The sequence below is a fragment of the Bacillus cereus group sp. BfR-BA-01379 genome (assembly GCF_022663605.1).
Taxonomy (GTDB): domain Bacteria; phylum Bacillota; class Bacilli; order Bacillales; family Bacillaceae_G; genus Bacillus_A; species Bacillus_A mobilis.
In genome coordinates, this window is the sequence record NZ_JAKUFT010000003.1 from 22,383 (window position 1) to 34,967 (window position 12,585).

The following is a 12,585-nucleotide window of genomic DNA, read 5'->3' on the forward strand; positions in this document are numbered from 1 at the left end:
ACGTCACAACGTGAAGTTTTTTATTTTATACACGTTAGTTCGCCATACCTTTTGAAAAAATTGTAGGCTACTGTTGACATCTATTTTAAATAAGAGTAACATTTTCTATGTAATAAAAATAAGTCTCTGTTAGGTGAGGCTCCTGTATAGAGAAATGCTACTGCCCAAAAATGTCGAGAGACGCCAATGGGTCAACAGGAATGATCGAATTAAGGTTTTTCTTAACGTAGCTGGTAATGTACCTATGCTATACAGTGCTAAAACTCGGCGAGGGAGAGGTCCGTAGATTTCTAATTGTATTAGGAATCGTTTATTTGTGTATGTCATGACCTTTACTCTTTTCGGAGTAAGGGTCTTTTTGTTACAAAGCTATGAGTAACTTCATAGTATAAACTATAAAATTAAACGAGGAGGTGAGGAGCATGTCAAATTCTGACTCGGTTCCGTTACCCATATACTTCAAATCAAAAATATATGATGTAGGCAGGAAACGACTTGTTCCTCCCTCTATATTTATCATAATGTAGCGTTTATATGCATGTTTAAGCGCTAGACACTGTTACGGTAAAGTGGATAAATTGAGAAACAAAGCGTTTCTTCCTATGTTGTACAGGAGGAGACGATAATATGTTATATGCAAACAAAACTGTGGGTAACACGTCATATAAATTAAGTAAAAAATCAATGAAAGAACAAACAATGCTTCAAAAAAATAAAGATTTATTAATTGAAATCGCAACGAGAGATGTAAAATCTGTATTTGCATATTTTAAAACAACAAGAGATGGATTATCTATGAAAGAGGCACAAAAACGTATTCAAGTATATGGCCGAAATGAATTAACTTCAAAAAGAGCGCGTATTGCGGAAGTAATGATGAAGCTAAGTGGAATGATTCCAGGTTTCTCAAAACAACATGTGCGTGATGGATCACAATGTGAGAAAATTACTGTGTCTCGAGTAGAGTGTTCTAGTGTAACAGGGTTAAACGGTGAATTAAAAATGATGAATTTGCCAGTACAAGAGCTTGTTCCTGGTGATATGATTTTTCTTTCAGAAGGTGATATAGTACCAGCGGATGTACGTATCATTTACGCGAATGATTTATTAGTAAATGAATCTGTGCTAACAGGAAAAGATACAAATATTGAGAAATTTGAAAGCTGCTATCACCTTGAGCGCAAAAGGTTTATTCCTTTAAAACGAATGAAAGATTATAATCCACTTGAACTTGAAAATGTATGTTTCAAAGGGACGTATATTGTTGGCGGAAATGCAAAGGCTGTAGTTGTTTCGACTGGGAAAAATACGTATTCAGGAATTCTTCATACTTGTTGTAGTAGAATGTCTTAATGTGTAAATGATGCTAAATATACAAAAACAATGTATAATAGACAAAGTTGAAAAAACGTAGAATGGTAATCTATTTATATAACCTTACGTGATGACGTGGGGTTATTATTTTTTGTAGTAGGAGAGGGATTATGAAAAAAGTATTATTAGTTGATGGTATGGCACTATTATTTCGTGCTTTTTACGCAACAAGCGTCTACGGACAATTTATGAAACGACAAGATGGTACCCCTACAAACGGGATTCATGGTTATATGAAACATTTATTAACAGCTATGCAAGCAATTGAACCGACACATATCGTAACATGCTGGGATATGGGTAGTACGACATTTAGAACAGAATCGTTCTCAAATTATAAAGCGAATCGTGCAGCGCCGCCTGAAGAATTAATTCCGCAATTTGATTTAGTACAAGAAATGACTGCGAAATTGTCTATTCCAGTTATCGGTATGAAAGGGTATGAAGCGGATGATTGTATCGGTACGCTTGCAAAACAATACTGCAATGAAGCAGAAGTATATATTTTAACAGGCGATACGGATTTACTTCAGCTTGTTGATAAGAACGTTACAGTTATGCTCTTGCGCAAAGGAATTGGAAATTACGAATATTACACACCAGAGAAGATCATGGAAGAAAAAGGTGTGGAACCTTGGCAAATCGTGCATGCGAAAGCATTCATGGGAGATACGAGCGATAATTACCCAGGTGTAAAAGGTATCGGGGAAAAAACAGCGTATAAACTGATTCAAGAGCACGGAACAGTAGCAACTGTACTAGAAAATGTAGCATCATTAACGAAAGCGCAGCGTACAAAGATTGAAAGTGATTTAGAGAACTTAAATATTTCATTACAATTAGCACAAATTCACTGTGAAGTGCCAATTTCATGTTCACTAGAAGAAGGATTACACACAATGGATGAAGAAAAACTTAGATTCGTTTGTGAAGAAATGAATTGGGGAAGACCTGAAATATTAATCAATATGCTATAAATAGTTTTGAAAGAAGGATGTTGTATAAGTCAAACTTTGACTTATACAACATCCTTCTTTTTGTTTTTACGAACAGTATCGTAGTAAATAAAATTATATCGAACTAAATTTTAAGTATATAAATGTTTCGACAAAAATATTGATAGAAGTTGATGACGATAGAAACTTTTATAATGAAATGAAGCAATTTCAAAATGGTTTTAGGGTGATTAAATTTTTGTGTGTTCACAAAGTTGTCAGAAAATAAACGTAATTTTCATATGAAGTTCAAATAGAATTCACAACAATCAATTATTATAAGAACAACCAGATAATTCTTTATCTTTTATATAAACCATCCCCCAAGGAGGAAATGAAAATGCGAAAAAAAGTGCGAAAATCTTTTAAACAATTATTAATTGAAAATAAACAAACACTATTAAATAATAAAGAAAATATGAAAGAAATTGAAGAGAGAATTGAGAAACGACATGTAGCATATAGTGGTGCCAATAATTAAATAAAATAAAAAAGATAGCCTTTAAAGGCTATCTTTTTTATTTTATATTGAAAAAACTTTATTCTTCTCTTTAATTTTGCAACTATGCAAGATATTTTTATAGTGTTTTTCTGTCAATATTATTCATTTTTCGAGGTTGTAATTGGTATATATCAATTTTGAAAATTCGCTATTCATAATATTACAAAAAATGTTACAATACATTCAAAATTACGCTATAAAATCATTTTAATATGAAAAATTGGAATGAAAAGAAAGGAGAGGAATATGAATAATGGTGTCGCTTTGAAATGATTATTATCATTTCAGTAGGAGTTGATGTAAAACGATGGATAGGTATGAAGAACTGGATTCTATACGAGGAATTTCTTCATTGATAGTAATGATTGGCCATCATTTAATGATTTTTTCAGTATTTCAAAATTACAGTTATGAAGATAATAAACCATTTGTTATTTATCTATTAAAAGAAACACCTGCTCGTCTAATTTTTAGTAGTGGTAACGAATCTGTTATTATCTTTTTTGTTTTGAGTGGATTTGTTTTGTATAGATCCATTCAAAAAAACTACGATAGCTATGGATCATTCCTTTTGAAGCGTATATCTAGAATCTATATTCCATATATCGTAGCAATAAGTATAGCTATTTTATGCCAGACTACAATGAGTAAATATGGTATTTCTAATTTAAGTGAATGGTTTAATCGCTCATGGACGATTGAAAGTTCTTTAAGCTTAATCGCACAACATATTTTATTGATTGGGAAATATAATACAGATGCGTATAACGGCGTAATTTGGTCACTTGTTCATGAAATGCGAATATCGATAATTTTTCCGTTAGTTTTGATGGTTTGTTTACGAAAAACGTTGAGGTATTCATTATTGTCATTGTTTAGTTTTAGTATATGTTCTGTCGTGATTTTATTTTTATTTCACTCAAGTTTAACATTAACTAGTTATGCATTAACTCTGCATTACACAGTGCTGTTTTTACTAGGAGCACTAGTTGCGAAATATAAAAATAATTTAATAGTTTTTTATAGTAATCGTACTAAAAATGAGAAAATTGCATGGTTTTTATTTGCGGTTTTACTTTATATGTATGAAGGGCTTGTTGGAGAAATTAATTTACTTAATAATTTTATATTTCGAGACTACGTAGTAGCGATAAGTGCATGTTTATTTGTCATATTAAGCTTGTCAGTATCAACTTTGTCATCCTTGCTACGTAATAAATATTTGTTATATTTAGGGAAGATTTCTTACAGTCTTTATTTATACCACATCATATCTTTATTTTCCCTAGTGTATATGCTTCATAAAATATTTCCGTTACCCATTGTTTTAATGTTATCGCTCATTCTTTCGTTTATACTAGCAATAATTTCTTATTTGTTTGTAGAAAAATTTGCATTCAGGATCGGAAAGTATATAACAAAGCAATCGAATTTAGAAAAGAAAAGACTATCTGTAGAAAGTGAGTTGCAGGATGTCATTCAAACAAAGGCGGTGAAATAATTGAAGCAAGAAATTAGTATGAAGGATTTTCAGCAGCTATTGAAAAGAAGAGTAGTAACAATTATTTTGACGATGTGTTGTGTAACAGTTTCTTTAATTCTTATTTCTATGTATGTATTAAAGCCTTCGTATCAATATTCAACGCAAATTCTCGTTGGGAATTTAGATGGGTTTAATAAGGAAAATGCAGTGAATAAAACACAGGAAAATAAGCAACTTGTAACGTCGTATGTTGATATATTAAAAAGTCCACTCATTATTTCAACAGTTAAAAAAAATTTACAATTAGAGCAATCAATTTATGAATTAGCACAAAAAATTTCAGTGGTGAATATGGACAACTCTCAAATCGTTACTGTTACAGTAAAAGATTCAGATCCTACAATCGTCAAAGAAATTGTAAAGTCATTGGCAGAACAATCTCAAAAAAGCTTTCAACAGTATACGAATGTACAGGGGATAAAAATATTAACTGACCCTGAGTTACAGGAAAAAGCTGAAAAGTTGTTTCCGAAATTGCAACTTATTATCCCTATCTCTTTAATTGTTAGTTTTTTTGTTGGAATAGGTTTAGCTGTATTTCGAGATTATTTTGATGAGCGTATATACGTGGAACAAGATTTAGAGAAAATAACAACAGTATCTGTTATTGGTCACATAAATATGGAACCGAAAAGAAAAAAGAAATCTACAGAAATTGATACGAAATCATCTGTATATCGAGGTGAACATGTCGATGTTTAAGACAAAGAAACAACTTTCATTTGATCCGCATGATGCACTAATGAAAGAGCAGTTTTATACGGTGTATCACGAGTTGAAAAAATCGGGAAAACAAGTGTTCACGGTTAGTTCAACGAAGGATAGGGGCGTTGTTGCCTCACTTATAGTCAATATAGGGTTAGTGTTTGCAGAAATGAAAAAAAAGGTGTTACTTATCGATGTGAATTTTTCCGATCCTAAGCTACATCTATTATTAGAAAGCAACCATACGAAAACAGTGAATGATATAATAAGCGATCCCTCCTGTAGTTATGCAACTTTTTCTAGTAATTTATCTAAATACTTATATTGTATTCCTGCCAAAAAAACAGTACACACCGGTACACCTTTAGTTGCTACGGATGAATTTGATCATGTAATTGCGAAGTGGAAAGAAGATTTTGATTATATTTTCTTGTATTCCTCTGAAGTATTTGAGCTTCCTGCTACGCACATGATTGCAGGGAAATGCGATGGAGTGGTCTTAGCAGTCAAAAAGAGAAAAGATTCCCTACGTACGGTGCAAAAAGTGATAGCAAATATAAAGAGGAAAGAATGTGAATTAATAGGTATAGTTTTATATTCTTGAATGTGGGGGTAACGATCTATGATTCGTGAAACAAACCAAGCCAAGTTGTATACGATTCCGTCTCAAGAAAAGACCAGTATTCTGAATCGAAGTATAAAGCGCTTGTTTGATATTATATTTTCACTCATATTGTTACTAGTAACGCTACCAATTATGTTGTTCTTTTGTATTATGATTGCTTTAGAAACAGCAGGAGCTCCAATTTATTTTCAAGAACGTTTAGGGATTAATGGAAGGAAATTTAATGTATTTAAATTAAGGTCGATGGTAAAAGATGCTGAAATAAATGGACCACAATGGGCAAATGAAAATGATCCAAGGATTACTAAAGTTGGATCGTTTATAAGGAAAACGAGAATTGATGAGTTACCGCAACTTTTAAATATTTTAAAAGGTGATATGTCTTTTGTCGGACCAAGACCAGAGAGAGAGTATTTTTATAAACAATTTGATACGTATATTCCAGAATTCAAGGATCGTTTAATAGTGAAGCCAGGGTTAACAGGATGGGCACAAATAAATGGAGGATATAATCTTGATCCGAAAGAAAAGTTGAAATTGGATATGGAGTATATTGAAATGAAAACGATTAAGATGGACATTCGGATTTTATGTAAAACCGTTTTAATAGTATTGAACGGTAATGGTGCAAGATAAATATATGTAAGTAGGTTGCTTGCAAAGGAGAGCAGGTATGGGAAGATCTATTGTTAATAATATTATCCATCTATTTTATAGCACGATTTTAGCTAATCTTCTTCAGGCTGTGAGTTTAATTGCTTTAGCAAATTTTTTAAATGCACAAAATTATGGGATGTTTAGTGTTGCCATAGCAGTGACGTTTGTTATGTTATTTTTTACAGATTTAGGACTTACAAATACGTTTCTTCGAGAAGGCGCAAAAGATGGAGTAGACTTAGAGACGATTTTATCATCGTATATAAAAGTAAGGATGATTTTACTTATTTTTATTTCTATAATCGGCTATATTGCTATTCATTATATGTATGCGGATAGAAATTTGATTTATATGATGATAAACGTAATGTTTTTCATGTTAATAGGATTAACTTGGCAAAATATAGGGATTGCCTACTTTCAGCTAACGGAGCGTATGAAGTACATAGCGCTTATTAAAGTTGTATCAGCAGCAGTTGTCATTATCATTACATGTTTTTGTATTCTCGGAGAGTTACCAGTTTATATAACTGCTCGTTTATATGGATTTGGTTATATGATCGGTGGTGTATTCAGCATATATGTAATGAAAAGAATGACGAGTATGAATATGAAAGTCGTAATTCATAAAGCGTTATTTTGGCAATTGACACCTTTTATTATTAGTGGGTTTTTAATAATGAGTACGCCACAATTAGCACCTATCTTACTTAACTATACATTGCCATTAAGTATGGTAGGTGTTTTCGCAGTGGCATATCGGATGCCAGCAGCTTTATATCAAGTGCCAGGGGTGATTGCAGGTGCATTTTATCCAGTACTCTTTAGGCATTATAATCAGAATAATTTAGAAGAGCATACGAAATTAAACTTACTTCAAATAAAATCAATGGCGATTGTGGGAATATGTATGACGATAGGTTTATATCATTTAGCGCCATACTTTATTTCTATATTTTTTCAGGAAGAATGGAGAAATGCAGTAGAGCCACTCCAAATATTATCATTTCTCATTGTGCTGCAAAGTTTAAATATTGCTATAGCTGACGGCTTAACAACGAGTGGACGTCAAAATAAAAGAACGGTTGTGCAATGTATAGCATTAGTGATAGGTGGGATTATGCTTTATAGCTTTAGTAGTATTGGTGGAGTGATAGGAGCGGCTTATGCTATGGTTTTATTTGAAATTGTAGCTTTAGTTGGGTATATAGCAGTAAGTGTAGTGAAGGGGAAAATTGTATTTCAAATTGTAATACCTTATACAATTTATTTTGGCGTAACTTTTATTGGAGTGCAATATATATTGCATACATATCATTTCATTGCACTCGTTCTTAATACGTTAATCGTAGTAGTGGGTATATTCCTATATGATTATGAGCTGAAAAAACTTCTTCTTTCGTTTATAAAAAAAACACGCAAAAAGGATTATATTACGAAACAGGGGATATAGCCTATGGAAAATAATATGAAAATATCGATGAAATGGATTATGCTCTTAATATTATTTGTCATGTTAAGTAAATACAACATATATATTGGATTTTCGCTGAAGATATATATGATTTTTTTAGTCATATATTTTTGTTTAACAGTTAAAAACTTTCATATTCAAAAGCTATATTTTCATGAAATTGTATTTTTATTATTTTATTTCATCTATTGTTTCAGTGGAATTCTTTCTATATATTTACATGCTAGTATTCGTATGATTTTTGGTGTGCTACTTGTTTTAGGGTGTTATTTTATAATGAGAAATTTAGTAGGAAATGTTGAAATAGCAACACTTGAATCATCTATTGTCTATGTGGGAATTATATTCAATATTGTAAGCCTAATACTGTATATAGTCGGTTTACAGCACTTTGGATTGTACGGTGGAGAAGAAAGAGAAACCTTTGCTGGACTATTAGTTGATAGAGGGTATCCAAGATTGATTGGTTTGCTAGATGATCCTAACATTTTTATTTTTTACAATACAATATTTTTTATGTATTATATGACAAACCTACATAATATGACGAACATTTTAGGATTGATTTTATGTGTTACGACAAGTTTATTAACTTTTTCAAGGGGAGGAATATTAGCACTTGTGCTCGTCGTTTTTGTATATGTATGTACATCTAGTTTTGCAAAAAAAATAAAAATAATAATGAGTTTACTATTATTTGGTGTAGTAATTTTTAGTTTATCAAATAGTGTAATGGGTGGCCAATTGGATGACATATTGAATAAACGAATTTCTGATTTTTCGCACGATAATGGAAGTGGAAGATTTACATTATGGGAAGCTGCTTTTAAATATTATTTATCCAATCCATATATCGGAATCGGTGCGTTTAATTTTTCGAATTATTATGAGTTTCAATTTAACGAAAAATTATATGTGCACAATACCTTTTTAGAAATTTTGTCTGAATCGGGTACAATTGGTTTTCTTTTATACAGCGCTTTTTTATTCGTATTAATGGTCAAGTTAACGCAGTATACTCTGTTTCGTGAAAAACCGTATCTTTTATTGACTATGATTGCATTTTTATTTCAGATGATGTCATTGTCACTCATTATTAACGAAGCGTTTTTTTTATTTTTAGCTATGGTTGTGAAGTACATTTCAATATATGAAGGAAGGGGAAAGGTAGATGGTAAAATGTCTATCAGCACATAATAAGGCGCCTCATGTTTCTGTAATAACACCTTCTTATAATAGTATACGATTTATAGGTGAGACGATTGTATCTGTACAGAATCAGTCATATGAAAATTGGGAAATGATTATCGTTGATGACGCTTCAACTGACCAATCTCTTGCAAAAATTAAAGAAATAATAGAAGGGGACTCGCGTATTAGACCAATATCATTAAAAGAAAATGTTGGTGCTGCTAAAGCTCGGAATTTAGCGATTGAAGAGGCGAGAGGAAGATATATTGCTTTTTTAGATAGCGATGATATATGGTTGCCACATAAATTGAAAACGCAATTGTTATTTATGGAAAAAATGAATGCGGCCTTTTCATATGCATCGTATAGTTTAATTGATGAAAACGGTAACGGACTAAATCGAGAAGTGAATGTACCAAAATCTGTTGACTATCATCGTTTGGCAGGAAATACAATTATCGGTTGTTTAACAGTAATGATTGATCGTGAAAAAATTCCGCATATTGAAATGCCTAATGTGCAGCCGGAAGATACAGCGCTATGGCTAAACTTATTACATGAAGGGCATGAGGCGAAAGGAATACAGCAAGTGTTAGCGAAGTATAGAATTGTAGAAAATTCTGTTTCGAGAAATAAAATGAGAGCGGCTTTTCGGTATTGGAAATTATTAAAGGAACAAAAACGACTGAATACAGCGCAAATCTTTTACTATTTTAGTAAGTATGCTTTTCATGCCTATAGAAAAAATAAAATTAATGTAGTTGGGAAGACGCAATTATGAATATATTGTTGATGACAGACAAATTGATAATTGGAGGAGCTGAAAGTTATTTCTGTAAATTGGAAAGCAATTTGCGTGATGAGAACTTTACAGTTTATACAGCTGCTGGTGATGGAGAACTATATGAATCTCTTACTAGAAAAGAAAATTTCATGTTGCTTAGTCGATGGAATCATTTGAGAAATATTTATTACTTAAGAAGAGAAATATGTGAACGAAAGATAGAACTTATTCATGCCAATAGTTTACGAATGGTCTTATATTCCTTTTTGCTTCAAAAGTTTATGAAAAAAAAGATAAAAGTCGTGTATACGAAACATAATGTAACGATATTAGAAAAGAAAATGCCAATTCTTTTTCGTTATTTCATGAATAAATATGTGAACAATATTATTACAGTAAGTGAGTTTGAAAAAAATAATTTAATTTCAATGCATGTAGCTGCAGAAAAAATAAAGACAATTTATAACGGTGTAGATATTGAAAAGTTCTTATTCCAGCAGAAAAAGACCGAATCTACTTATCATGTAGGGATATTAGCTAGATTATCCAAAGAAAAAAACCATCAACTATTTGTAAAAATTGCAAATGTGTTGAAAAAGAGAGATGATTTTAAGTTTTATATTGCTGGTGATGGACCAGAGAGAGAGTCTATTATGAAAGAAATAGAAAAGTATGGATTGCAGCAAAATGTAAAGATGTTAGGGAATATTTCGGAACCACATGGATTTATAGGAAATATGGATGCCTTACTTTTATTATCTTTTCGTGAAGTGTTTCCGATGGTGGTAATTGAAGCGATGGCCACAGGGACACCAATTATTTCAATAGATGTCGGCGGAATAAATGAAGCGGTAATAGATGGAGAATCAGGTGTTTTGATATCTGAATATTGCGAATCACGATTTGTAAGTGCGCTTGAGGAATTAAAAGAGAATGAAGAAAAGGTGAATGGTATTAGACTGAAAGCACGAGAGAAAGCAGAGAGATATTTCTCGTTAACTAAAATGATAGAAGAAACGAAAGATTTATATGAATTAAACAAATGACTTTAGAAGTCGTTTGTTTTTTTTATTATAGAAACTTTTAAGAGAAAACTCACATATTATATGAAAAAGGTAATATAAGGAGTGAATTTATTTTGTCAGAGTATATTTCATCACAAGAAGATTGTGCACCAGAAAATAGCGTTCATATTGATTGTTTTGGAGCAGTTCCGAACTCAGGGAATGATAGCTCATTAGCAATTCAGCAAGCTATAAATTATTGTGTAGCGAACCGAATTTCGACGGTTAGAATTACAGGGGTAAATACGTACAAAATTGTAAAGCCGATTGTTATTAAATCAAATGTAAGGTTAGAGCTAGATCCTACTGTTACGTTACAAATTGATGGAGATTTTAATGCGTTTGAACTGCAACAGAATGCGGCTATAACAGGTGGTACAGTTCAAGTTATAAATCCAGTGTTTCAATCTGCAGTTATTTATGTTTCCGGTTCGCAACAAATAGAAGTTCCTAATCACTCTCTTATATCAAATATAAATATAATAAATGCAACGTCGTCATATAAAGGAAAGGCTATACACTTTTATTGTCAAAAAGCATGGGATTATATTAGTTTCTTTCAAGTTAACTTTATTCAAATTAAAAACTTTCAAACTGCAATACATTTAAAGACAGAATTTATAGATGATATAAATACACCTTGCTGGATTAACGCAAATGTATTTCAATCTATATTTATTGATGGATGTCAATATGGGATAGAAGTAGATGGAAATAGTGATTTGCCAAATGAAAGTTCAGGGAATACATTTCATGATATTCAAGTACAATGTAGACAGCAAACGAAAAAAGTCATTCGTTGTACGGGTGCCTATAATACATTTGATTGTATGATTTGGGATACGTACCGGATGAGTAGTGAACAGATTGTCATTGAATTTTCTTCTAATTCGCATCGTAACTACCTTTTTTCGAATGTACTTTCCACAACTATTGTAGATAAAGGACAATACAATGTTTGTAAGTCTACCTATGAAGAATCTCTTCGGATTCAGTTGCCGATTACGTTAAATAAACCACATTTAATAGGGAATCAAGATGATATATTAGTAAATGCTCAGCAGAAGTATACTGTTAAGCAAGCAAGTGGGAAATTACCTTACGGGGGGAATCTTGCAAATTGTTTTAATTTAATAGATGAACAAAGTGTAAACTATATCGATGTTCCAGATAGTAATCCAGTTGTGATTGAATTAGATTTTACGAAAAATCCAATCCAAATGTTGAATTGTTTTGGCATGTATTTTGGATGGGGAGAGAGCCCGAAGAAAATTAAAATTGAATATGCATTAAGTGCAACTGGAAATTGGGTTGTTGCATTAGACGTTCCATTAAATGTAGGTGATACAATTATATCGAATATGAAGGCGAGCCAGTTATACAAAATAAGAATTACACTCAGTGGTTACGTTCAAGACCATAAGCGTTTTCGGATTAATCGTATGTTCGCGAGGTCTTCTATGGAGAATGGGAATGCTTGGTTAGCGACAACTGGTGGAAGAATGTTTGGAGATATTGAAATAGAAGCAAGTAAAGGTATCGTCATGAAGACTGCTAGTGGAGCGAAATGGAAAGTAACGATTAATGAGGCTGGCCAACTTATTACGACTAAATTAACTTGAGATGATGCTCGGTTATAAATGCTTGGACGAGTTATTAAGTGATACGATA

At 31.9% G+C, this 12,585-nt stretch carries 12 protein-coding genes and 1 riboswitch; all 12 genes read left to right on the forward strand.

Going from position 1 to position 12,585, the window contains the following annotated elements; translation table 11 throughout:
• Positions 1–118: 118 nt before the first annotated feature.
• Positions 119–284: riboswitch (M-box (ykoK) riboswitch) on the forward strand.
• A gap of 343 nt (positions 285–627) precedes the next feature.
• Positions 628–1,353, forward strand: a complete 726-nt coding sequence (locus MR113_RS01800) for a P-type ATPase actuator domain-containing protein (protein ID WP_063263214.1) — start codon at positions 628–630, stop codon at positions 1,351–1,353.
• A gap of 131 nt (positions 1,354–1,484) precedes the next feature.
• Positions 1,485–2,351, forward strand: coding sequence for a 5'-3' exonuclease (locus MR113_RS01805; RefSeq protein ID WP_048527107.1), 867 nt, complete (start codon positions 1,485–1,487; stop codon positions 2,349–2,351).
• Between the two features lie 358 nt (positions 2,352–2,709).
• On the forward strand, positions 2,710–2,850 hold the full coding sequence (locus MR113_RS01810; RefSeq protein ID WP_001228053.1) for an FbpB family small basic protein: 141 nt from the start codon (positions 2,710–2,712) through the stop codon (positions 2,848–2,850).
• A gap of 328 nt (positions 2,851–3,178) precedes the next feature.
• The gene (locus MR113_RS01815; protein ID WP_242250766.1) at positions 3,179–4,372 is read left to right on the forward strand and encodes an acyltransferase family protein; all 1,194 of its coding nucleotides are present in this window, start codon (positions 3,179–3,181) and stop codon (positions 4,370–4,372) included.
• Complete coding sequence (locus MR113_RS01820; RefSeq protein ID WP_242250767.1) at positions 4,373–5,116, forward strand: YveK family protein; 744 nt, start codon at positions 4,373–4,375, stop codon at positions 5,114–5,116. It abuts the gene before it with no gap.
• On the forward strand, positions 5,103–5,723 hold the full coding sequence (locus MR113_RS01825; RefSeq protein WP_242250768.1) for a CpsD/CapB family tyrosine-protein kinase: 621 nt from the start codon (positions 5,103–5,105) through the stop codon (positions 5,721–5,723). The genes MR113_RS01820 and MR113_RS01825 overlap by 14 nt, the downstream gene beginning before the upstream one ends.
• Positions 5,724–5,741: 18 nt before the next feature.
• Positions 5,742–6,380, forward strand: a complete 639-nt coding sequence (locus MR113_RS01830) for a sugar transferase (RefSeq protein WP_242250769.1) — start codon at positions 5,742–5,744, stop codon at positions 6,378–6,380.
• A 37-nt stretch (positions 6,381–6,417) separates the two neighbouring features.
• Positions 6,418–7,854, forward strand: coding sequence for an oligosaccharide flippase family protein (locus tag MR113_RS01835; protein WP_242250770.1), 1,437 nt, complete (start codon positions 6,418–6,420; stop codon positions 7,852–7,854).
• Positions 7,855–7,857: 3 nt separating this feature from the next.
• On the forward strand, positions 7,858–9,072 hold the full coding sequence (locus MR113_RS01840; protein WP_242250771.1) for an O-antigen ligase family protein: 1,215 nt from the start codon (positions 7,858–7,860) through the stop codon (positions 9,070–9,072).
• A complete protein-coding gene (locus MR113_RS01845) occupies positions 9,047–9,847 on the forward strand; it encodes a glycosyltransferase family 2 protein (RefSeq protein ID WP_242250772.1) in 801 nt (266 codons plus the stop codon). Before MR113_RS01840 ends, MR113_RS01845 begins: the two co-directional genes overlap by 26 nt.
• A complete protein-coding gene (locus MR113_RS01850; protein WP_242250773.1) occupies positions 9,844–10,896 on the forward strand; it encodes a glycosyltransferase family 4 protein in 1,053 nt (350 codons plus the stop codon). The genes MR113_RS01845 and MR113_RS01850 overlap by 4 nt, the downstream gene beginning before the upstream one ends.
• A gap of 92 nt (positions 10,897–10,988) precedes the next feature.
• A complete protein-coding gene (locus tag MR113_RS01855; protein WP_242250774.1) occupies positions 10,989–12,536 on the forward strand; it encodes a glycoside hydrolase family protein in 1,548 nt (515 codons plus the stop codon).
• Positions 12,537–12,585: the final 49 nt, after the last annotated feature.

What these genes read in the sequence shown, in the direction of transcription:
- MR113_RS01800 (WP_063263214.1), top strand. Translation starts at nt 628, where the DNA reads ATGTTATATGCAAACAAAACTGTGGGTAACACGTCATATAAATTAAGT.
- MR113_RS01805 (WP_048527107.1), top strand. Translation starts at nt 1,485, where the DNA reads ATGAAAAAAGTATTATTAGTTGATGGTATGGCACTATTATTTCGTGCT.
- MR113_RS01810 (WP_001228053.1), top strand. Translation starts at nt 2,710, where the DNA reads ATGCGAAAAAAAGTGCGAAAATCTTTTAAACAATTATTAATTGAAAAT.
- MR113_RS01815 (WP_242250766.1), top strand. Translation starts at nt 3,179, where the DNA reads ATGGATAGGTATGAAGAACTGGATTCTATACGAGGAATTTCTTCATTG.
- MR113_RS01825 (WP_242250768.1), top strand. Translation starts at nt 5,103, where the DNA reads ATGTCGATGTTTAAGACAAAGAAACAACTTTCATTTGATCCGCATGAT.
- MR113_RS01830 (WP_242250769.1), top strand. Translation starts at nt 5,742, where the DNA reads ATGATTCGTGAAACAAACCAAGCCAAGTTGTATACGATTCCGTCTCAA.
- MR113_RS01835 (WP_242250770.1), top strand. Translation starts at nt 6,418, where the DNA reads ATGGGAAGATCTATTGTTAATAATATTATCCATCTATTTTATAGCACG.
- MR113_RS01840 (WP_242250771.1), top strand. Translation starts at nt 7,858, where the DNA reads ATGGAAAATAATATGAAAATATCGATGAAATGGATTATGCTCTTAATA.
- MR113_RS01845 (WP_242250772.1), top strand. Translation starts at nt 9,047, where the DNA reads ATGGTAAAATGTCTATCAGCACATAATAAGGCGCCTCATGTTTCTGTA.
- MR113_RS01850 (WP_242250773.1), top strand. Translation starts at nt 9,844, where the DNA reads ATGAATATATTGTTGATGACAGACAAATTGATAATTGGAGGAGCTGAA.